Below are 21572 nucleotides of genomic sequence, written 5' to 3'. Positions count from 1 at the left end.
TGCGAACAGGAGGCTCATTGGCTCCCCCGCGATCCGCCGCGAGAGCATGATCTTGCAATAAAGCCCCGGAGTTACGGGAGATAACGGCGGCTTCACGGGGTTCACGTCACGGCGCGCGGCCAGATTTCATGAGAGAAGAGACTGCGATGCGGGTTTTGGTTCTTTTTGCGCATCCGGCTCAGCGAAAGTCCAGTATCAACACTGCGATGGCCACGGCGGCGCGAGCGCTCAAGGGCGTAACTTTTGTCGACCTCTACGCTGAATATCCCCGATTTTCCATCGATGTCGATCGCGAGCAACGCCGACTGATGGAAAACGACGTTATTGTTTTTCAGTTTCCCGTCTTCTGGTATTCGACCCCGGCTCTTCTCAAGCAGTGGCAAGATTTGGTTCTGGAGTACGGCTTCGCCTATGGCCCACAGGGAAAAAAGCTGGGAGGAAAGCAAACGCTGGCGTGCGTGACGACGGGAGGAAGCAAGTCTGACTATTCGGACAACGGTGGCAATCGCCGCGCAGTCGAGCACTTCATGTATCCGCTCGAACAAACAGCCACCCTTTGCGGGATGGACTACCTTCCGCCATTTGTACTTTACTCCGCCAATCATCTCGACGACGAGAGCGCGCAGCATCACATTCGATCCTACCCTCAACTGCTGACCGCACTTCGCGACGACAGGCTCGACCTGGCGCGCGTTCGCACCCTTCCGACTTTCGGAAGCTCAGAACTTAATGATCTGATGAGGAATTGACCTTTGGAAGGCTTGGCTTTCTACGCACTCTGCTACCTTGCCGCGGCGGTCCTCGCCGTCATTGTCTCGCAACGTGTCGGCCTTGGGTCGGTCGTCGGCTACATCGCAGCTGGTGTTTTGATCGGCCCCGTCTTCCAGATTTCGGTTGCGGGGTCCGGCTACCTCGAACAGTTCTCCGAATTCGGAATCGTCATGATGCTGTTCCTGATAGGACTGGAGATCGACCCACAGATGGTGTGGCGTCTCAGGGACAAACTCCTCGGCCTCGGAGGGCTTCAGGTGGTCGGCACGATCGGTGCCATAACCGCTGCTGGTATCGGTTTGGGCTTTACCTCGCAGCAAAGCCTTCTTTTTGGTTTCGTCGCAGCCTTGTCCTCAACGGCAATCGTTCTTCAAACTCTGGAAGAGAAGGGCCTACTGAAATCTGATGGAGGACAGGCGAGTTTCGCGGTGCTTCTTTTCCAGGACTTGGCTGTCATTCCAATGCTCGCATGCATTCCGCTGATCGCCGGGAGCGGACAAGGAGATTCAGCGGGGCATGGCGGAACAGCATTGCTGACAGACCTCCCTGGATGGGCCTCAGCGGTCCTTACTCTCGCGGCTGTGGGTGTGGTCGTTGCAGCGGCACACTACCTTTCGCGTCCGATCTTCAGAACCATAGCTCTTCTCGGACTTCGCGAGGTATTCACCGCAGCCGCGCTTCTGGTGGTGGTCGGTATCACTGTCCTGATGTCCGCTGTAGGCCTTTCGCCAGCCCTCGGAGCATTCCTGGGTGGTGTCGTGCTGGCGAACAGCGAGTTCAAACACGAGCTACAGAACGATATCGAGCCCTTCAAGGGCCTTCTGCTCGGACTGTTTTTTATGACGATAGGCGCGAAGATTGACCCCGAGATCCTATTGGCAAATTGGTCGACGGTAGTCACCGCCACATTTGGCCTGATGGTAATCAAGGCGCTCGTCCTTCTGCCGTTGGCCTGGTTTTTCCGCGTCCGCGGTCCTGCGGGGTGGCTCTTCGCCCTCGGGCTCGCGCAGGCAGGGGAATTCGGCTTTGTCCTGCTGACAATCGGCGGAGATCGCGGACTGCTTTCACCCACGACCGTTTCGGTATCGGTGCTGATCATCACTTCCAGCATGGTTCTCACACCCGTTCTTTTCGCACTGTCCAACAGGATCGTGATCATGCTCGAAAAACGTGGGCGGAATCAGAGACGTGCCGACCAACCGGATCAGGGTACTGTAATCCTTGCCGGAGTGGGGCGCTTTGGACAGATCGTAAACCGGATGCTTCTCGCGAACGGGTACAAGCCTGTCGTCCTGGACTACAGGGCGGACGTTGTCGACAATGTCCGAAAGTTCGGCGTGAAGTCATTCTTTGGCGACGCGGGGCGGCCGGATCTGCTCGACTCGGCCGGGCTGGCCCACGCAGCGCTACTCGTTGTCGCCATAGACGACCCGGATAGAGCTACCGAAATCGTTGCCTACGCTCGTCGAAGTAATCCCGATATCCAAATCATCGTCCGAGCATACGATCGACTGCATCACTACAAGCTCTTGGATGCAGGAGCGGATCATATCGTCCGTGAGATGTTCGATGGTTCGGTGCAAGCTGCGGGCATGGCTTTGGAGTCTCTCGGCATGCATCCCTACGAGGTGGAAAAGCGCAAAGCCGTATTCGTCGAACAGGACACGGCGGGGTTGGCTCGGATGGCGAAGTTAGTTGACGTTGATACGCCCGCGGCGAGCAATCCCGATTTCGTCGCCGGGTTCAACGATATCGGCAAAGTAATCGAGAACGCCATGATGGGGTATCGTTCTGGATATGATGAGATGGTAGCGCGGGGTTGGAACGCACCTGACGCAGGCTCCATTCATGTACCGAAGAGTGCAGGGATCGATCTTCCTTCGTGAGTATCACGCGTCAACAAGCCAGAAATTTTCCTGCAGTGCAATTTGCGGTCATTAGGGGAAAGTATACCGACCCAGACGCCGTCACCCAGCCTCGCCCCGAAGACGCATGAGATCCTTTGAGGGTGGTAACCCGAACTGCCTTGCGTATTCTCGGCTGAACTGGTTCGGGCTTTCATAGCCAACGCCGAAGGCGACCGACGTTGCCGTTCCTTCTCCAGCCATCAAAAGCCTGCGCGCATGCAGCAGCCGGACCTGCTTCTGATATTGGATCGGGCTGAGCGCCGTGATTGCCTTGAAGTGTCGATGGAACGCCGAGACGCTTAGAGCTGCCATCTCCGCAAGAGCCTCGACCCTCAGTGGCTTGGCAAAGTTTTCCCGAATCCATTGGATCGCAACGCCGATGCGGGACAGTGCCGCATCGGGCGCGGCAATGTCGCGCAGCATCCAGCCCAGCGGGCCCTGCAGCACTCTGAACAGGATCTCACGCTCGTAGGCAGGCGCAAGCACGGCGACTTCGTCCGGACGGTCCATCAGCCGGAGCATCCGCACCCAGGCGTCGAGGAACTCGTCGTTGACCGGCGCGACGGAGAAGCCGGAGCCGAAGAGCTTGCTGCAGACCTGCACGGGCAGGTCGCTGATGAGAGCAGCGACCGTCGGCGGGTGGAGTGTCAGGCTGACCGCGAGATAGGGTTCTCCCGCCACCGAAGGGTGAACAGATCCTACCGCCGGAAGGTCGACCGACATGACGAAATACGTCGCCGGGTCGTAGGCAAAAGTCCGCTCGCCAACTGTCATCGTCTTCGAGCCCGTCAGGATCAGGTTGATCATCGGCTCGTAGACGGCCGAAAGCCGATGCTCCGGGATCTCGCCCTGGACCATCGCAACACGGGGAATTCCCGTTTCCGTGCGGCGGTTTTCCGCCATTAACGCGAGAGCGCGCAGTTCCTGAAGTTGCTTTTCCATGAAGGTGACCGTGACAGGGCAGGATCGCCTCTGCAACAGGGAAGCAGAAATAGGCAAGCTTCGGAGAGGAATAGGTGAGCGGGCGAGACCGCGCAGGCCTAGCTTCAGGTCACACCAAACGGACAGAGAAACAGCCATGAAGATCGTCATCGTCACTGGGGGAAGCCGGGGTCTCGGCGCCAGCACAGCCATCGAATGCGCGGCTAAAGGAATGGGCGTCGTCGTGACCTACAACAGCAACCCGGCAAAAGCGGATGATGTCGTGAAGACGATCATGGGGAACGGCGGCAAGGCCGTTGCCCTAAAACTCGACGTCGGCGACATCGGCGCGTTCCCGGCCTTCCGGGATACTGTTGCATCGAAACTGCGGTCCGTCTTCGGCCGGGGCGATTTCGACTATCTCGTCAACAATGCCGGATACGGCCTCTTCAATCCGATCGAGACTGTTACGGAAGAACAGTTCGACGGGCTGTTCAACGTCCATCTGAAGGGGCCGTTCTTCCTCACCCAGATCCTGCTCCCGCTGATGGCCGACGGCGGCCAGATCATCAACATCACCAGTGCGACCACGCGCGTGGCAACCGCAGGCGTCGCACCCTACGCGGCATTCAAGGGTGGTCTTGAGGTCCTGACCCGCTACATGGCCAAGGAGTTCGGCGAGCGGGACATCCGGGCAAACTCGATCGCGCCCGGCGCAATCCGCACGGAACTCGGCGGCGGCCTGAACGACGAGTTCGAGGCGATGCTTGCAGGCCAGACGGCACTTGGCCGCGTTGGCGAGTCTGAAGAGATCGGTGGCGTTGTCGCCAGCCTTCTGTCTTCCGAGAACCGCTGGATCAACGCCCAGAACATCGAGGTCGCAGGCGGCTACATCATCTGAACGAAGGAGAACGATATGCTCGACCATGTCTTCATTTCCGTCAGCGATATCGATCGCTCAATCGCCTTCTACGAGGCGGCGTTGGCCCCACTCGGCATCGTTCACGCCCACGACTACGAAGGCAAGGACGGCCCTCCCGGACATCCCGACCTGAAGGGGTTCGGCGCAAACGGCCGGGTATTTTTCTGGCTCCGCGAAGGCGTGGTCGAAGGCCGTGCCGCTCATATCGGCTTCGTCGCCGATGGCACCTCCCAGGTCGACGCCGCCTTCGCCGCCGCCATGTTGGCAGGCGCTTCGGAAATCCATCCGCCGGGAGCACAGCTCCACTACGACCCCCGCTATTACGCCGCCCAGGTCCGTAATCCGGACGGCTACAGCCTCGAATTCGTCTACAAGGAATGGCAGCACTAAAATGACAAAACTGATGATCTACGGCGCGACCGGCTATACCGGCCGCATGGCGGCTGAGCATGCGAAGAAAGCAGGCACGCCGCTTGTTCTCGCGGGCCGCAACGAAGCGACCCTTTCAACGCTTTCTGCAGAACTCGGCGTCGAATACCGCGTCTTTGGTCTCGACGATGCTGCAGCGATCGATGCCGATCTGGCAGGCACCTCCGTCCTTCTGAACTGCGCCGGTCCGTTTATGCGCACGGCCAACGCCCTGATGAAGGCGTCGATGCGCAACGGTGTCCACTATCTCGACACCGCCGCCGAACTCGACAGCTATCGTCTGGCCGAAACTTTGGACGACGACGCGAAGGCTGCAGGTGTCATGCTCATACCGGGCGGCGGTGGCAGTGTCGCCATGCTCGGCAGTCTCGCGGGACATGCGGCATCGCGTGTGAACGACCCTCGCAAGATCAGGATCGCGCTGCATGTGGCGGGCGGACTTTCGCGCGGATCGGCGATCAGCGCCATGGAGAACGTCACCGTCGAGACCCTGGCGCGGGTGGACGGCGAGCTTGTGGCCATTGCCGCCGACGGCATCCGGAAGTTCGATTTTGGCAGCGGTGCGGTCGACTGCTTCCCGGTGACGTTGCCCGATCTCGTCACCATCTGGCGGGCGACGGGTGTTCCCGATGTCGAGACCTTCGTGCATGTCACTGGCGACGGTTTCCCACAGGGTGATCTTTCGACACTTCCGGACGGCCCGAGTGAAGAGGAGAGACTGGCGAACCGCTATCAGGCGTCCGTCGAAGTCACCGGCGCGGATGGGAAGGTCACCCATTCCGTCCTCGATACGGTCAACGGCTACACGTTTACGGCGATGGCGGCAGCCGAGGCCGGCCGGCGCGTTCTCGGCGGCGAAGTCCGTCCTGGTTTCCAGACTCCCGCTACCCTGTTCGGCGCCGGCTTTGCGCAGACCATTGCCGACACCTCGATCAGCGATGGCTGAGGAACCGGCGATCATGCAAAAGCTTGTCGAATCCTTCATCGCGGCCGCCAATGCCTTCGACGTGGAAGGGACACTGTCCTTGTTCGCAACCGACGCCGTCATTGACGATGTCTCGGTCGGCGACGCCTTCATTGGCCACACTGGTGTCCGCCAATACCTCGAGCGGTTCTTTGTCGGCTACAGCACCAGCAGCGAGCTGCTGTCCGTGGAAGAACTGGACACCTTCCATTCGAGCGTCCGGCTAGATTTCACCGGCGATTTCGGACACGAGATCGGCATCCTGAAGATCGCGATCAATCCCACCGGCCTGATCGAGCGCATCGACGCCGATCTCGAATAGCAGACCCCACCAGTCCTATCGAACCAGAAACATCGGCGCCCAACGCGCCGATGCTGGGGACGGTCTGCATTCCGTAGGCCTCCGGCATGACAAGGAGCACGTTCATGACCATTTCACCATCATTCGCACAGGACGCAGCAGACAGACTAGCCGTCGTTGAGGCTCTCTATCGCTTTGCCGCCGGCATCGATTTTCGCGACAACAATCTCCTCTCGTCATCTTTGGCGGAGAATGCCGTCTCCGACTTCCGGCCGGCTGCCGCCAAGGCCGGATTCGACTATCCGGTCATCGAGGGCCGGGACGTCATCGTTTCCGCGCTGACGACATCGCTCGCCGCCCTGGATACGACGCATTCCGTCAGCAATCCGCGGGTGACCATCGACGGTGACACGGCACGCATGGAAGTTCTCGTCGAGGCGCAGCACGTTCCCCGCAGCGATCCCTCGCGTCACTACCTGATGAAGAACCGCTACGATGTCGAACTCAAGAGGAACGGCGACCTCTGGGTCATCACCCGCAACACGGTCGACAACGTCTGGCGCACCGGCGACATTGGAGTTCTCTCCGGCATCTAGCCTCCCATGTGTGCTCAAGGAGGGTGGCGGCGAGACATTGTTCGCCGCCCTCTCGATATTCCTGCGTTTAGTATCCAAACAGACGCTGCAGCAATCAGGGAGCAGGGCGGTTAAGCAGCCTATGGTGTGGCTAGGGGCTGCGCCGTGTCCGCTTGTGGCGCTTACCTGCCGTCAATGCTTCAGCGATAGCGTTCAGGACGGCCTACCGCACTTGGTCAAAGTACGAAAAAAAGCGCTCACAGTGGATCCTGTCCGTTCGCGGATGCAGGACCCTGCCGTTAAACATCGACTAAATGCAATCAAAGTGTTGTCGATCCCCGTGGGCATGCTTGCGGGGTTGGGAATCAATTACGCCTTCATCAGAAGCCCAGGTCCAAACCAAGCATGCTGCCAAGGACGAACGCGATGGTTCCCACGCCTAGTACAGCTAACAGGAAGACTGCGGCCATTTTGCCGACCGTCCCTAAAATGGCTCGCTTGTCCACCTTCTTCTCTTGATCATAGTGCCACTTAATGGCGAAAAACATCGCCGCACCTAAAGCGGCGACCTTAAACGTAACAAAGACTATAGGTACCCAATCCATAACCAAGACTCTCATTTGTTCCAGCTAAGCGCCGTGTGATCTTATCTGCAGCAAACGCCCCCACTTTTATTGTGCAATGCTGGCCTGGAATAGCTGGTGGTGATTTGCTGGGCTGTATCCTTGGGTCGCGAAGACGGCAACGCAGCGGATACCGGTGACTTCCGGATTGAACCGACATCAGACTTACCGGGAGAGAACGCGCCCAAATCGACGATCTCACAACTCTCAGGCCGATAGATGCCCCTTCGATCCGCTATTTTGTGAGCGACCGATTACTAAGGCATAATCTTCTGGCTATAGGACATATCAAGAATTCATTGGAGATGAAGCATGTTCACCCATGTCATGATTGGCAGTAACGATCTGGAGCGTGCCAGGAGGTTTTACGATGCCACGTTCCTCTCGTTGGACGGTTCGCCCGGTGAAATGGATGTGAGAGGAAGACTAATCTATACCCACGACGGCGGGCGATTGATGATCACAACGCCGATCGACGGCAACCCTGCAACGGTCGCGAACGGTGCAACGATTGGTATTGTCGCTAAAAGCCAGGGTCATGTTGTCGCTTGGCATACGGCCGGGGTCGCGCACGGTGGAACCTCGATAGAGAGTCCGCCAACCGAGCGGCCCGACGGATCGTTCGTGGCATATCTTCGTGATCCTGACGGGAACAAACTGACTGTCAGGACGCTCCCGACCAAGTGATATCGGCTCCAGGAGTTTGATTGCGGATGCACGGGCGGGCTAAAATATCGACCGAACAGCTGCGATTGTTTGGGTGGATCACTATCCTGGCGCCCAGTCCATTGTGTGGGGCGTTGGACGCGTCGACCTGAGGAGCGCCTGTAGCCGTCAAAAGGATCTGGGCATTCTCACTAATCGTCGGCAGCTGTGTTGCGGTCTTCCGTTGACGACCCAATCGGAACAGAGCCGATTGACAACCCATCCAGTTACTTCAACGCGAAGGTCTAAAGCCGCCAGCCGCTTCCAAGGCTTCGGGCGTGTCAACGTCGTACGAAGCCGCACGGCCAATCTCCACGTCGATCACGGGAATTTCGCTTGCCGCGATAAGCCCACGCGCGCCTGTGTCGCCTTCAAGCAGCGAGAGCTCCGAGAATAACGATCTTGGTAGAACGACCGGGTTTCCGGGTTTGCCGCATGCCGTAGCTCGCACCACTACACCACCCTCATTGCAAATAAATGCGTCGGATATCGCCGCTATATCGATTTCGGTGACGAGTGGCATGTCCGCCAGGTGGATGAGCACGCCAGCGCAGTCGTCCGGGATTACGCGCAACGCGGTTCGTATCGAAGACGAGAGTCCAGAAGCGTATTCGCTATTGTGAACGATTGTCACAGGAAAACCAGAGATCGCTTCACGGATCTCGTCAGCCATGTGGCCCGTTACGAGGAATACTGGACCTCGGCCAGCGGCGATCGCCTGGGTGATGGACAGCTGCACCAAAGGCACTTCTCCGAACCTGGAAAGGAGCTTGTTGAAGCTGCCCATACGGGTTGAACGCCCGGCGGCCAGTACCGCTATCGCAACCTTCATCCCCATCTGGATACCGCTCCCATGCGCTGACGCTACGCTAACGTATATCTAGCACTGGTGATTTTCTTGCAAATTCCGGCAGCCCATCAAGGTGCAGGTGATTCCGGATTGTCTCTTCTCTCCGGGATCCTCACCGCTCGCCCGCAGCCTCTCTAACGCGAGAGTCCCACCGGAAGTTAGATCGAGATCACGCTTTGGCCTGCCACGTCTAACCAGAAGGTATGGTCTCGACACACGGTGGTCCGAACAGATTTCAGAACCCCGGGGAGGCAACATCTGCTCATCGAAATTCAAATCACGGAGAGCACTGATGAGCGCCTATATCCCCACCAAGGACCACAAGATCATCGCAGCGGCATCGCTGGCAATCGTCTCGGATATCGATCTGTCGGCCGCGGTTCCCGCAGTCCCCCATGCCCCGATGGTGTTACCGGACCTGTCCTCGGAAGTCGTACAGCGTGACCGTCTGCTGCCCTGGCAGCGCCGCAAGATCATGCAGTTCATCGAAGAACACCTGACGGAGACGATCAAGGTCGAGGAACTGGCAGCTCTGACGAAGCTCAGCAAGACCTATTTCTCCAGGGTCTTCAAGACGGCGTACAATGAGAGCCCTTACACCTACGTCCTTCGCCGCCGCATGGAGCTGGCAAAAGAGCTTATCATCGAAACCGATGCAGCACTCAGCGAGATTGCCTTGGATTGCGGGATGGCCGACCAAGCCCACCTTTGCAAGACCTTCCGCAAGGTCTTCGGAACTACACCGAATTACTGGCGTCGCACTTTCAGCTCCATGAACCGCCCGGTCTCGGCAAGTCACTCTTCGTCCACTCGCCGGGAAGCGAACTCCGCGCGCCTCAATTGACCAAACCAAATTTGCGGAACTGAAATCGACAAGCTGACCAAGCTCATGACTGACATCCTTACATCGTCAGTGACGGGTAGCCGCTTTGGTTTGAGGTGGCTCCGCCACCGGAAGCGCCGCGCTCCATGAGAGCGGGACCAGAGCATAGATTCAAAAGAACACGACTGAACAGAAAGGAACCCACATGCGCTTCACGTTTCTAATCGTCTCGCTTACCGCCATAGCCTTCGAACCTGCCTTTGCGGCTTCTGAACATTTCGTTGCCGGCCGACTGGAATGCGAGCTTTCACGTTCCGCAGGAGAAGTTCTCGGCTCGAAGCAGGACGTCAATTGCCTCTTCCTCCCATCCGAGCAGGGTGCATCTGTGCACTACGCGGGTCTGATCGACAATTTCGGGCTCGATATCGGCCAAGTTGAGAAGGCGAAAATGGTGTGGGCCGTCACCGCGCTCAGCAGGCAGCAGAGCTTCGACCTGGAGGGCACCTATCGTGGCGTGGAAGCTGCGGCAGCAGTCGGCGTTGGCGGCGGCGCGGCTATCCTTACGGGCGGAACCCACGGCACATTTTCTCTGCAGCCGATCGCTGTCAGTGGACGGGAAGGGCTTGATGTCTCCGTCGGGATCACGCAGCTGCACCTCAAGCCAGCCATCTGAGGGCTTGCTCTTCCAAATGATGGTTCTACGCAAGGCCGACGAGCAATTTTCGTCGGCCTTTGCCTACTTCTCGTATGCTCGCCGGAACTGCTTTTTACAAGAAACGAGGAACGCGAAAGCCCATTGTCTCGACCAAAGTTCGGTAACAAAGCTCGTCTGGATATTATCGCATGCGCAACGCTCTTTTTTCGGTCAGCCTCCTTTTCCTGAGCGTCCCATTCGCGAGTGCCGCCCAAGTGGATGACAAAACGGCGGTCCAGATCGCACAGCCGCGCGAGACCATCTTCGAAAGAGGGGCAGACCGAAAGCTTTTCGCGCAAAGCGCCACAGCCGCCGACAACTTCTACGGCTTCTGGAATAACGGTAGCCAGGCGCTGCTCGACGCCGCGATATCGAGAGACTTCGTGGACCACACCCTTCCGGCAGGGCGACCCCAGGGCCCGACTGGCCCTGTGATTGCGTCGAAAGCGTTTCTTGCCGCCGTACCAGACCTTCGTGCGGAAGTCGTGCAGCGACTTTTCGTTGGAGACCGGGTGGTGTCACACCTGCGCTTCACGGGCCATTTCACAGGCGAATTCATGGGCAGGCAAGGCAACGGCGAAGCCGTGGACTTCATTGCGACCGACATCCTTAGGGTCCGTGAGGGGCGCATCACCGACAACTGGCATCTGGAGGACAATCTGACCTTCCTTCAGCAGATCGGCGTCATTTCCGGGGAGTGAGCGCGGGATCTCATCTCGCCACGGTGATCGTCAGCTCAGACTTCCTCAATGCACCTGATCAGGTCGTCGGCCAGAATCGGCTTTTGGAGAAGATCCTTAGCCCCGCCGGCGATCGCACGTCTCCTGATGACTTCGTCCTTCAGGGCGGTCATCATTATGATCGGCATTTCCGGCCAACGCTTCTTCACGATATCAAGCAGCTCAAGCCCGGTCATCTCGGGCATGTTGATGTCGGTCAACAACAGAGCGACAAGGTCGATATGATCATAGGCGAGAAACGAGCGCCCAGAGCTAAAGGGAAGGGCGTCATAGCCCATGGACTCGAGAAAGCCTGAAGTGGCCTCGAGCAGCGCCTCGTCGTCGTCGACGATCGCAACGGATTTTTTGTCGCCAGACACCTGATGTTTCCTTTTGCCCGACATACGGGCTTTGACATCTAGTTAGATGGACTGGCGGGAATTTGTAATAATACGATTGTATGGGTAGGCCGCGTTCGCGAACGGAGTCGTCGGGCCGCCGGAATTGGTGGCGTCGAATGACGCTCTCAGGCCAGCGACTTGAGGATCTCGGCTTTGCGAACCAGGTCGGCAAGCGATGTGACGTTCATTTTCCGCATCACGTTGCCGCGATGGATTTTCACGGTCACTTCGGAAATGTCGAGGAGATGAGCCACCTGCTTGTTAAGGAGGCCTTTGACGACGGCTTCCATCACTTCATGTTCGCGGGGGGTAAGGGAGGATGCAGCCTTAACCGCTTCATTGGCGGCAGTGAGTTCGAGACGCCGCGACCTGTCTCGCTCGATGGCCACTGAGACAGCGTCGAGCATCTCCTGGTCCCTGAATGGCTTCGTCAAGAAGTCAGTCGCTCCTGCCTTCATAGCACGCACGCTCATTGGGACGTCGGCATATCCGGTCATGAAAACGATCGGGAGCTTGTTGCCCATGCCGTTTAGTTTTGTCTGCAGGTCCAGACCGCTCAGTCCGGGCAGTCGCACGTCGAGGACCAGGCAGCCGGGGCGGTCGGGCAGCGGCTCCGCGAGAAGTTCCGTCGTGGAAGAAAACCCGAGTGAATCGATGCCGACCGAGCGCAGAACGTCCATCAGGCCATCGCGCATCCCGTCATCATCGTCCACGACGACGACCAATGGCGTATCGGCTTTGGCAGCAGAGGCGTCATTCGCCCGATTACCTATTGCAGCCGACATTGGCGAGGACCTCAAAATTGTCGATTGGAAGCGGCGCATTCCATCGACGTTACAATGGAGCCTGCGCAACTGTTCCCGCAAATAGTTACTACGCGTGGGCGCAAACCTCGACCTAGCCATAAGGATAGGTTCTGGCCACCCTCCATTATTGTAAAGTTCGGTAGGTTTGGGAGGGCCGAAAATATAAAGAAATCCCGGGATCCGCATCCATGAACGTCAGAGCCCAGTCCGATACTCCATACGTCGGCGACGAACCTATGCCGAGCGGAATGACGTTCAGAATTCTCATGTCGAGTCTGGTCGGCACTTCCGTCGAATTCTACGATTTCTATATTTATGCGACCGCGGCCAGCCTCGTGTTCGGCCCGCTTTTCTTTCCCGCATCCGTTTCATCGATGGAGCTGATTGGTGCCTACGCCAGCTTTGGGATAGCGTTCATAGCTCGACCCCTCGGCGGTGCGGTTTTCGGCCACTTCGGGGACCGGGTCGGGCGCAAGGCGACCCTTGTGGCTTCGTTGCTTCTCATGGGGGCATCTACGGCGGCAATCGGCCTGTTGCCCACCTACGCCGTCGCTGGCTGGCTCGCTCCGGCTCTCCTATGCCTGCTGAGATTTGGCCAGGGGCTGGCGCTCGGTGGTGAATGGACAGGGGCGGCGCTCCTCGCGCTCGAGAATGCACCCAAGGGATGGCGAGCGCGTTACGCGATGTTCGCCCCGCTCGGCGCGCCTATCGGCTTCTTATTGGCGAACAGCCTGTTTCTGATTCTGACGCTGACACTGTCGCCAGAGCAGTTCGCAGACTGGGGATGGCGGGTGCCCTTCCTCCTGAGCGCACCACTGGTATGGATGGGCATCTGGATCCGATTCAACCTCGTCGAAACGAGGGACTTTCACGCCGCGATAAGCAAGTCGAAGCCTTCGCGTGTACCTTTGCTCGACATTTTCCGACTGCATATGGACCAGGTGATATCCGGTGCATTCGGCGTCGTCGCCTGCTTCTCGCTCTACTACGTCGTCACGGCCTTCGCCCTCGGATACGGCACTTCGGAGCTGGGCTATACCCGGTCTTCGTTCCTCATGGTCGAGCTAGGGGCGATCCTGTTTATGGCTGCGGGCATCGTGGTTGCGAGCTGGCTATCCGATCGCATCGATCCCGAGCGTATTCTGATCTTCGGATGCGTCGGCACCATAATCTCAGGCGTCGTGCTCGCACCTATGCTGGGAAGCGGGTCGCTGGTGGTTATCTTCATCTATCTTGCTTTCTCCCTCTGGGTGATGGGCTTCGTGAATGGGCCACTCGGCGCGTGGCTCCCTGGCCTGTTTCCGACCCGGGTCCGCTATTCTGGAACATCGGTCGCGTTCAACATCGGAGGCATCATCGGAGGGGCACTGACTCCCGTGGTCTCCCAGGCCCTTTCCCAATACAGCGGGCTTGTCGCTGTCGGTTTCTATCTCGCCATCACTGGCGGGTTGAGCCTGATCGCCTTCGACGCGAGCGCAAGGCGAAAGGCATTGGGAGCGTTGGCGCAGAGCGAGATACGATATCGCTCCATCTTTGCGCAGAACCACGTCTCACTCTGCGAGGTCGATCTTTCCATGCTTTGGAAGCGGCTGGAGGCGGTACGAGCCTATCCTCCGGCAGCGTTGCGTGCATATCTCGATGCCACGCCGGAGTTCGTGAACCAGAGTTCGAGGCTTGTGAAGTTCGTGGACGTCAACGACGCTACCGTCCTGCTACTTGGCCGAGAGAGCGAGCAGGAGGTCCTTGGCTCAATAGATCGCTTCCTTCCAGCGCATAGCGAGTTGGTGGAGGCTATCATACTCGGTATGTGCTCGGGAGATGACCGCGTGGAGATGGAGGCACGACTTCTGCGTAGCCCCGGCAACGAGGTCATCGTCATCTTTGTCATCGCCTTCCCGGAGGACAAGGACGCCTTCGACCGCGTCGCGTGCGCGATGATCGACGTGACACAGCGCGAGCAGGCCAAGGAAGCTCTCATGGCGGCACAGGACGAACTGGCAAGGGTCGGCAGGGTCGCGACGGTGGGCGCGATCTCCGCGTCGATCGCCCACGAGGTGAACCAACCGATCGGCGCTGTTGTCATGAGCGCCCAGGCCTGCATGCGCTGGCTCCAGGCAAACCCGCCGGATATCAAGGCCGCTTCGACGGCGGCAGAGCGTGCGATCAAGCACAGCATGCGCGCCAGCGAAATCATTCAACGCACCCGGGAACAAGTTCGAGGTACCAAACGAAGGCTCGAAAGCGTCGATCTCAGGAATATAGTCACCGAGGTACTCGGGCTGTTGGACCGCGAACTGATTACCGCTTCGACCAGAGTGATAACCGATTTCTCGATCTCCGACCCGGTTGTTCTGGCCGACAGAGTTGAGATGCAACAAGTAGTAGCAAATCTCATCACAAACGGCCTCCATGCGATGGGAGGCATGCCCGTGGATCAGCGCGACCTGAGCATATCGATGGCCGCTGTAGAACCGGACATGGTCAGGCTGCAAGTCCGTGACCATGGCACCGGGATCGCGCCGGAAAATCTAGCGAAGCTTTTCAATCCCTTCTTCACGACCAAAAACGAGGGCATGGGTATCGGGCTCGCGATCTGCAAAACGATCGTGGAATCCCACGGTGGGTCGCTGACCGCGCGAAACCACGACGACGGCGGCGCGATCTTCGAGATCGTGATGCCGCTTTCGGTTGAAGAACAACAAGACCTGCCTCAGGCAGCGGCTCAGGGCGCATAATCGCAAGCTATCGGATGAGCCTGACAGTCTTCTCGGATGGCTCTTCTAGTCGTGACCCGAAGTTACAAGAACGTGCCGGTGAGAAAAACTACGGTGGCGCGCCTTCGAGGCGTTTGACGCCTCGCAATGAAAATGGAGTTTCCGATGAAAACAAATGTGGACAACCTTTTCCCAGCCGTGCAGTCAAAGACTCAGCGTCGCCGTGCCATCCTAGTGGGTGCGCTCGGTCTGGTTTTGACCTGGGAGGCGCAGGCTCATGCACAATCGACAGTCGCAGTCGATGCCGCCACCGCGCGCAAGGTGATTTCCGCAGCGATCGTGGAAGCGCAAAAAGGCCCTCCCTCGAGTATTTTCGTGGTCGATAACTCGGGAGCGCTCGTCGCTGCCGAACGCATGGACGGAGCGTTTCCGGCGAGCGCAAAGATCGCACAGGGCAAGGCCGAGACCGCCGCCGCGTTCTGGCAGAGTACGGGTAACTTGGAAAATGCGGCGAACGGTGGCAGGGCAGCGCTGCTGTCGTCGGGGTACGTCGTCATGCAGGGTGGCATTCCGCTCAAGATTGACGGCAAGGTCGTCGGGGCTATCGGCGTGAGCGGTGGCAACAAGGACCAGGACGAAGCGGTCGCTAAAGCCGGAGCAGCGGCGTTCGCGAAATGAGTGCGGAAGATCTGACCCGACCGTAGTGATACTCCGGCTGGCTCAAATATGGAAATGCCCGCTGAGTTTAAACTCAACGGGCATTTTTTGGGGAGGCGCTAGGATCAGCCGTCATCCACCACGACGGTCTCCGGCCTATCGCCACCCCGAGCGTGTTCGCTTCGCCACGTGCCGTCCGCAGCCTGGTATGTGATCTCGGCGTCGCGACCTTCAAGATGCTGGCGCTCAGCCGCGGCCATGGCCGCCTTGAGCGCTTGCTGGTGTGTCGCAAATGGTTCAGACCAGACGTTATCAAGTCGGTAGGCGTAACCCCCGTCATGTTGAGCGACGTGATAGGTGATCTTCAAAGAGGCTCTCCTCGAATAAGGCGCTCCGGGGGAGCGCGGCTATGTTTTTGACCATGTGCCACGCAGATCTGCATCGCCCCTAGGAGCCTCACAATAGCAACGGTCATACTGGGGGGATTGTCCAATACGCGCGCGCTCACCAGCCGTTGGTCGATTCGGCTTCCTGGGACTGCGCCATCCGCGATCTGCAGCTCAGGCATTGCATCATCCGCTTCCGCCAACAGAAATCTCCGTCCTGTTTCCGATGAACTACGCCAGTGGACGTCAGCGCTTGGCGACTGGCTGCTCGTAGAGTTCGGGCATGTCAGCGATATAGATGCGAGGTGTGGGACGCGCCCTGAATGTCTCGCCGAAAGCGACCAGATATCCGAGCATGCCGACCATCACGCAGAGGATGAAAAGGATCATGGGGCCTGTGCCATAGCCGGCCGGGGCAGGTGGATAGCTGTCTCTCATCGATTTTCTCCTTTCTGGAGGCATTGATGAGCGAAAGCTATGATCGTTGGTCCGGCCGTTATTGTATGAATTGGCGAGGTGGATGCGGAGCTGGTTCAAGAGGATAGGATTGTCCAAAAGCGCGGACCCCAAGTTCGTGCAAAGGCCGTAAGTTACAATAGCCGTGTGGGGTCAGTGGACAGAATGTCTCTTTGGAAATACCTCGAGAGATAAGGCTCCGACCATGAAACGTCACCTACCCGCCAGCTCGCGGAAGCATGTGCAGTCAGCCATCTTCGCGACGTTGGCCACGTTCTGTTCCGCGACTGCGACGCTGGGACAGGATATTTCAGCGCCCCCGCCTGTCTCCGTCGCCAAGCCGTTGGTCCGCGAGGTCACGGAGCAGGACGACTTCATCGGCAGGTTCCAGGCGGTGGAGGAGGTTCTCGTTCGCGCGAGGGTCGGAGGATATCTCGACAAGGTTCAGTTCACGGACGGCTCGCTCGTCAAGAGCGGAGACCCTCTGTTCGTGATCGACCAGAGGCCATTCATAACAGCGCTCGAGGAAGCGACTTCGGCGCTTGAGGTCGCGAAATCGACCCTCACTTATGCCGAGGCTCAGTTCCATCGCGCGGAGGCGCTGTCCACCAACGGCAGCCAGTCGATTTCGGTATTGGACGACCGGCGGCGCGAGTGGATATCGGCGCAGGCCAATGTGCGCGGTGCAAAGGCGAGCGCAGACCGTGCTCAGTTGGATTTGGACTATACCCAAATCACTGCCCCGCTCAGCGGTCGGATCGACAGGCACATGATCTCGCCCGGGAACCTTGTACAGGCAGATCAAACTGAACTGACGACGATCGTGTCTCTGGATCCGATAGATTTTTATTTCGACGTCGATGAACGGAGGTTGCTTTCCTACGCGGCACTCGCACGGGAGACTGGGCAGTCACTGCAGGAAGGCGGTGGCGGTCTCGACGTGGCGGTGACAATCGCGGACGGTTCGTCGAAGCCCTTCCACGGAAAACTGAACTTCTCGGAGAACAAGGTAGACAGCCAGTCCGGGACGATGCGCGTACGCGCTCGGTTCGCGAACCCCGATCTCGTGCTCCAGCCCGGTTTGTTCGGCAGGATCGAGGTGGGGGCGTCGAAGGCTTACTCCGCGATCCTCGTTCCCGACGAAGCGCTTTCGGCGGACCAGAACCAGCGGGTCGTTTACATCGTCGGAGAAGATGGAACGATAACGACGAGGGCGGTGCGGACCGGACCAAAGCTCTACGGTTACCGAGTGATACGCGAGGGCCTCAACGGCGATGAAACGATTGTCGTAAATGGCCTGATGCGAGCTCGCCCTGGCCAGAAGGTATCACCCAAGATGACACAGCTTCCGCAGGAAGCCACGGTACTGGGAGCGATCCAATGAGATTTTCGCACTTTTTCATCAGGCGGCCGATTTTCGCCTCTGTCCTTTCAATCGTCCTGTTGATCGTCGGAGCGATCGCCTACTTCAACCTTCCCGTCGCTCAGTATCCTGATATCGCGCCGCCCACGATCGTGGTGCGGACCTCTTATCCAGGCGCGGATTCCCAGACCATCGCGGACACCGTCGCGACCCCGATCGAGCAAGAGATCAACGGCGTCGAGGACATGCTCTATATGTCGTCCTACTCGAGCGCGGACGGCGCGATGTCGATCACCGTAACCTTCAAGCTCGGAACGGACCTCGACAAGGCGCAAGTCCTCGTCCAGAACCGCGTCGCGATCGCTGAACCCCGCCTTCCCGAAGACGTCCGTCGTCTCGGCGTGACAACAGTGAAAAGCTCGCCGGACATCATGATGGTCGTCCACCTGCTTTCGCCGGATAGCCGCTATGACCAACTCTATATCTCGAACTACGGCCACAACCGCATTCGCGACCAGCTCGTCAGGCTCGAAGGGGTGGGGGACGTTACCCTGTTTGGCGAACGCGAATACTCGCTTCGTATCTGGCTCGACCCCGAGAAGCTTTCCGCTTACGGAATGACGTCGGGCGACGTGGTGCAGGCACTGCGCGACCAGAACGTTCAGGTCTCCGGCGGCTCGATCGGCAGCCCGCCGGCGGCAGACACAAACGCGTTCGAATACACGGTGAGAACCGAAGGCCGCTTCAGCGACGCCCGCCAGTTCCGCTATGTCATCGTAAAGTCGACGGACAGCGGCCGACTTGTTCAGCTTCAGGACGTTGCCCGCATCGAACTCGGCTCAAAAAACTACGTCACGAACAGTTATCTGGACGGCATCCCGGCCGTTGGCCTTGGCATCTTTGCACGTCCGGGCACGAATGCCCTAGAAGCGGCGGCTTCGGTCCGGAAAATCATGGAGACCGAAGCCAAGAACTTCCCTCCGGGTCTCGAGTACAAGATCGTCTATGACCCGACCAAGTTCATCTCGGAATCCATCGACGAGGTCTACAAGACGATCTTTGAAGCCGCGGTACTCGTCGCCATCGTAGTCCTCGTGTTCCTCCAATCCTGGCGGACGGCACTTATCCCGATCGTCGCGATCCCCGTATCGTTGATCGGCACGCTCGCGTTCCTTCTGGCTTTTGGCATCTCGCTCAACATGCTTTCGCTTTTTGGGCTCGTTCTCGCGATTGGCATCGTCGTCGACGACGCGATCGTTGTCGTCGAAAACGTCGAACGAAATCTCAGGAACGGACTGACTCCAAGTCAGGCGGCGCATGTGACAATGGACGAAGTCGGTACAGCCGTCGTCGCCATCTCCCTCGTTCTCATTGCCGTCTTTGTCCCGACGGCGTTCATTCCGGGGATCACGGGACAGTTCTACAGGCAGTTCGCGGTCACGATCTCCGTCGCGACGGCGATCTCCGCCCTGAACTCGCTAACGCTTTCGCCCGCCCTGGCGGCGATCGTTCTACGCCCCCACGAGCACGGCAAATCTGCTGGAATCCTCGCCCGCTCCGGCCAGTGGGCGGCAGACAAATTCAACGGCGGCTTCGATCGGCTCAGTGAGGGATATTCCTGGATCGTCCGTCATATGGTGCAGACAAAGCTCGCGCTGGCAGTTTCCATTGTGGCGTTCCTCGCGCTGCTGGGCAGCACGTTCTACATGACGCAGATCGTGCCGCGGGGTTTCATCCCGACAATGGACCAGGAATACGCTTTGGTGGTCGTCCAGCTTCCTGATGGCGCATCCTTGGGCCGTACCGATGACGTAGTGAAGCGTGCCTCTGCGATAATGAACAAGATGCCGGGCGTTGCCCACACAGCCTCGTTTGCCGGATTTAGCGGAGCGACGTTCACCAACGCGTCTAACCAGGGGCTGATCTTTGCCACCTTCGACCCATTCGAAGAACGCCTCAAGAAGGGACAGTCAGCCGAAAAGCTCATCGGCCAGCTCTACGCCAGCCTCCAGCCGATCGAAGAAGCGTTCATCATCGCAATTCCTCCTGCCCCGGTCCGCGGCGTGGGGAACTCGGGCGGGTTCAAGATGCAGATCAAGGACCTCGATAACTCCGACATGAAGCGCATCCTCCCGCTCGCCTACGAGGTCATGGGAGCCGCCAACAAGACAAAGGGGCTGACTGGTGTATTCACCACCTTCAGCGCCTCCAGTCCGCAATACTTCCTGGACATCGACCGCGACAAGGCACGCTCGCTGAATGTTCCCATCCCGAACATCTTCGAGGCTCTGTCGATCAACCTCGGAACCTCTTACGTGAACGATTTCAACGCTTACGGCCGAGTTTATCAAGTAAGGGCGCAGGCGGAACAGAGCCACCGGATGGAAAGGGACGACATCCTCGCCCTCAAGGTACGATCGGCAACGGGGGCGCTTGTTCCCATGGGCACTCTGGTCGACATCAAGGATACGACGGGGCCGTCTCTCGTGCAGCGATACAACATGTACGTATCGGTTCCGATCCAGGGAAGCGCGGCACCCGGTGTCTCTACGGGGAGCGCACTCGACGTGATGGAGCAGGTAGCCGCCAAGGTGCTGCCGCCCGGTACGAGCTTCGACTGGACCGAATTGTCCTACCAGGAACGTAATACCGGAAACACTGCAACCTACATCTTCATCCTGTCGGTGATCTTTGTGTTCCTGGCCCTGTCCGCGCAGTATGAAAGTTGGACCCTGCCGCTCGCGATCATCCTGATCGTGCCTCTCGCGATCCTTGCCGCACTCATCGGCGTGCATTTGCGTGGCCTGGACAACAATATCCTCGTTCAGATCGGTCTGATCGTCCTGATCGGGCTCGCCGCGAAAAACGCGATCCTGATAGTGGAGTTTGCAAGACAGGCGCAAGAAGAGGGGGCGTCGGCAGTAGAGGCGGCCATTACCGCCAGCAAGCTGCGGCTGCGCCCGATCCTGATGACGGCATTCGCTTTCATTCTTGGCGTGGTACCGCTGATGATAGCCGAAGGTCCGGGTGCGGAACTGCGGCAATCGCTGGGCACCGCCGTGTTTTCGGGAATGCTGGGTGTCACGTTCTTTGGTTTGTTCCTCACGCCCGTGTTCTTTGTTCTGCTGAGATCGCGTTACAAGCGGCGTCCGGCCGCCGAAACCGAGATGAAGATCGCCGCCTGATACATCTCTAAAGACAGCTCGTACAAGAAATGCCGACCCTCAAGGTCGGCGTTTCTTGCTTTAGAACCCAAGCACAAGGACGGATCATACAAAAGTTCTTTCCGGAAAATCGAATCTTGCAAGAAACTCACCGGAATTCGAGGCCTTATACATGCAGGCGAGGCAACACGGTCGATCTCCTCCTCCTGTCGACCGCCTCTCCGCGAAGGTGTCCCCGTCGCCTTCCAGTCGTAGACCATCCGCCATGGCTGCGACTTCGCGATCCCTGCTCTTTGCCGCCCCTCCCAGTCAGAGCAGGGATCGCCGTCTTCCCGACACCTCTGAAGAGAGGATGGTTTCAGTGACCATCGCATCGTGGGTGCAGGATTGTGCAATCCACTAAGCGGGAAATCGCGTCCTC

Annotated in this window: 22 protein-coding genes; 15 read left to right on the top strand and 7 right to left on the bottom strand. The window is 58.6% G+C overall.

Features of this window, described 5'->3' with window-relative positions; genetic code table 11:
- Positions 1 to 128 precede the first annotated feature (128 nt).
- Positions 129 to 749 carry an NAD(P)H-dependent oxidoreductase gene (locus tag HNQ72_RS17315; RefSeq protein ID WP_244654522.1) on the top strand — a complete coding sequence of 207 codons (621 nt, stop codon included), beginning with the start codon at positions 129 to 131 and terminating at the stop codon, positions 747 to 749.
- 3 nt (positions 750 to 752) lie between these two features.
- A complete protein-coding gene (locus tag HNQ72_RS17310) occupies positions 753 to 2657 on the top strand; it encodes a cation:proton antiporter domain-containing protein (protein ID WP_183993590.1) in 1905 nt (634 codons plus the stop codon).
- An 81-nt stretch (positions 2658 to 2738) separates the two neighbouring features.
- Here HNQ72_RS17310 and HNQ72_RS17305 read toward each other — a convergent pair whose 3' ends face one another.
- Positions 2739 to 3620: an AraC family transcriptional regulator gene (locus HNQ72_RS17305; RefSeq protein ID WP_183993588.1), complete on the bottom strand. Its 882-nt coding sequence runs from the start codon at positions 3618 to 3620 to the stop codon at positions 2739 to 2741.
- Between the two features lie 136 nt (positions 3621 to 3756).
- On the opposite strand from HNQ72_RS17305, the gene HNQ72_RS17300 reads away from it, so the two are divergent.
- From HNQ72_RS17300 to HNQ72_RS17280, 5 genes are all read left to right on the top strand, one after another.
- On the top strand, positions 3757 to 4500 hold the full coding sequence (locus HNQ72_RS17300; RefSeq protein ID WP_183993586.1) for an SDR family NAD(P)-dependent oxidoreductase: 744 nt from the start codon (positions 3757 to 3759) through the stop codon (positions 4498 to 4500).
- A gap of 15 nt (positions 4501 to 4515) precedes the next feature.
- Positions 4516 to 4911, top strand: coding sequence for a VOC family protein (locus HNQ72_RS17295; RefSeq protein WP_183993584.1), 396 nt, complete (start codon positions 4516 to 4518; stop codon positions 4909 to 4911).
- A gap of 1 nt (position 4912) precedes the next feature.
- On the top strand, positions 4913 to 5896 hold the full coding sequence (locus tag HNQ72_RS17290) for a saccharopine dehydrogenase family protein (RefSeq protein WP_183993582.1): 984 nt from the start codon (positions 4913 to 4915) through the stop codon (positions 5894 to 5896).
- A 13-nt stretch (positions 5897 to 5909) separates the two neighbouring features.
- The gene (locus HNQ72_RS17285) at positions 5910 to 6236 is read left to right on the top strand and encodes a nuclear transport factor 2 family protein (protein WP_183993580.1); all 327 of its coding nucleotides are present in this window, start codon (positions 5910 to 5912) and stop codon (positions 6234 to 6236) included.
- A gap of 104 nt (positions 6237 to 6340) precedes the next feature.
- Entirely contained in the window at positions 6341 to 6811 is a 471-nt protein-coding gene (locus tag HNQ72_RS17280; protein WP_183993578.1) for a nuclear transport factor 2 family protein, read from the top strand.
- 359 nt (positions 6812 to 7170) lie between these two features.
- Here the strand turns inward: HNQ72_RS17280 and HNQ72_RS17275 are convergent, their stop codons facing one another.
- Positions 7171 to 7395: a hypothetical protein gene (locus tag HNQ72_RS17275; protein ID WP_183993576.1), complete on the bottom strand. Its 225-nt coding sequence runs from the start codon at positions 7393 to 7395 to the stop codon at positions 7171 to 7173.
- A 330-nt stretch (positions 7396 to 7725) separates the two neighbouring features.
- On the opposite strand from HNQ72_RS17275, the gene HNQ72_RS17270 reads away from it, so the two are divergent.
- Positions 7726 to 8100 carry a VOC family protein gene (locus HNQ72_RS17270; protein WP_183993574.1) on the top strand — a complete coding sequence of 125 codons (375 nt, stop codon included), beginning with the start codon at positions 7726 to 7728 and terminating at the stop codon, positions 8098 to 8100.
- Positions 8101 to 8350: 250 nt separating this feature from the next.
- Here the strand turns inward: HNQ72_RS17270 and HNQ72_RS17265 are convergent, their stop codons facing one another.
- The gene (locus HNQ72_RS17265) at positions 8351 to 8956 is read right to left on the bottom strand and encodes a nucleotidyltransferase family protein (protein WP_183993572.1); all 606 of its coding nucleotides are present in this window, start codon (positions 8954 to 8956) and stop codon (positions 8351 to 8353) included.
- Between the two features lie 304 nt (positions 8957 to 9260).
- Between HNQ72_RS17265 and HNQ72_RS17260 the strand changes: the two genes are divergently transcribed.
- The 3 genes from HNQ72_RS17260 (at position 9261) to HNQ72_RS17250 (ending at position 11186) form a co-directional block, all read left to right on the top strand.
- Positions 9261 to 9812 (top strand): helix-turn-helix domain-containing protein, encoded by a 552-nt coding sequence (locus HNQ72_RS17260; protein ID WP_183993570.1) that lies wholly within the window; start codon positions 9261 to 9263, stop codon positions 9810 to 9812.
- 184 nt (positions 9813 to 9996) lie between these two features.
- Entirely contained in the window at positions 9997 to 10464 is a 468-nt protein-coding gene (locus HNQ72_RS17255) for a DUF992 domain-containing protein (RefSeq protein ID WP_183993568.1), read from the top strand.
- Between the two features lie 170 nt (positions 10465 to 10634).
- Positions 10635 to 11186: an ester cyclase gene (locus tag HNQ72_RS17250; protein WP_183993566.1), complete on the top strand. Its 552-nt coding sequence runs from the start codon at positions 10635 to 10637 to the stop codon at positions 11184 to 11186.
- A 35-nt stretch (positions 11187 to 11221) separates the two neighbouring features.
- Here HNQ72_RS17250 and HNQ72_RS17245 read toward each other — a convergent pair whose 3' ends face one another.
- Together HNQ72_RS17245 and HNQ72_RS17240 are read right to left on the bottom strand one after the other, a co-directional pair.
- The gene (locus tag HNQ72_RS17245) at positions 11222 to 11584 is read right to left on the bottom strand and encodes a response regulator (protein ID WP_183993564.1); all 363 of its coding nucleotides are present in this window, start codon (positions 11582 to 11584) and stop codon (positions 11222 to 11224) included.
- A gap of 146 nt (positions 11585 to 11730) precedes the next feature.
- Positions 11731 to 12390 carry a response regulator transcription factor gene (locus HNQ72_RS17240; RefSeq protein ID WP_244654521.1) on the bottom strand — a complete coding sequence of 220 codons (660 nt, stop codon included), beginning with the start codon at positions 12388 to 12390 and terminating at the stop codon, positions 11731 to 11733.
- A 287-nt stretch (positions 12391 to 12677) separates the two neighbouring features.
- On the opposite strand from HNQ72_RS17240, the gene HNQ72_RS17235 reads away from it, so the two are divergent.
- Both HNQ72_RS17235 and HNQ72_RS17230 read left to right on the top strand, forming a co-directional pair.
- Entirely contained in the window at positions 12678 to 15146 is a 2469-nt protein-coding gene (locus tag HNQ72_RS17235; protein WP_246450417.1) for an MFS transporter, read from the top strand.
- A 144-nt stretch (positions 15147 to 15290) separates the two neighbouring features.
- The gene (locus tag HNQ72_RS17230) at positions 15291 to 15803 is read left to right on the top strand and encodes a GlcG/HbpS family heme-binding protein (protein ID WP_183993560.1); all 513 of its coding nucleotides are present in this window, start codon (positions 15291 to 15293) and stop codon (positions 15801 to 15803) included.
- 104 nt (positions 15804 to 15907) lie between these two features.
- Here HNQ72_RS17230 and HNQ72_RS17225 read toward each other — a convergent pair whose 3' ends face one another.
- Together HNQ72_RS17225 and HNQ72_RS17220 are read right to left on the bottom strand one after the other, a co-directional pair.
- Positions 15908 to 16150 (bottom strand): DUF2188 domain-containing protein, encoded by a 243-nt coding sequence (locus tag HNQ72_RS17225; protein WP_183993558.1) that lies wholly within the window; start codon positions 16148 to 16150, stop codon positions 15908 to 15910.
- A gap of 264 nt (positions 16151 to 16414) precedes the next feature.
- The gene (locus HNQ72_RS17220; protein ID WP_183993556.1) at positions 16415 to 16606 is read right to left on the bottom strand and encodes a hypothetical protein; all 192 of its coding nucleotides are present in this window, start codon (positions 16604 to 16606) and stop codon (positions 16415 to 16417) included.
- Positions 16607 to 16829: 223 nt separating this feature from the next.
- Between HNQ72_RS17220 and HNQ72_RS17215 the strand changes: the two genes are divergently transcribed.
- Together HNQ72_RS17215 and HNQ72_RS17210 are read left to right on the top strand one after the other, a co-directional pair.
- Positions 16830 to 18008 carry an efflux RND transporter periplasmic adaptor subunit gene (locus tag HNQ72_RS17215; protein WP_183993554.1) on the top strand — a complete coding sequence of 393 codons (1179 nt, stop codon included), beginning with the start codon at positions 16830 to 16832 and terminating at the stop codon, positions 18006 to 18008.
- Positions 18005 to 21172 (top strand): efflux RND transporter permease subunit, encoded by a 3168-nt coding sequence (locus HNQ72_RS17210; RefSeq protein WP_183993552.1) that lies wholly within the window; start codon positions 18005 to 18007, stop codon positions 21170 to 21172. The genes HNQ72_RS17215 and HNQ72_RS17210 overlap by 4 nt, the downstream gene beginning before the upstream one ends.
- The last annotated feature ends 400 nt before the right edge of the window (positions 21173 to 21572 follow it).

Source organism: Aliirhizobium wenxiniae (assembly GCF_014201355.1).
In the GTDB taxonomy this organism is placed as follows: domain Bacteria; phylum Pseudomonadota; class Alphaproteobacteria; order Rhizobiales; family Rhizobiaceae; genus Neorhizobium; species Neorhizobium wenxiniae.
This window is presented reverse-complemented; position numbering and strand designations above follow the sequence as displayed.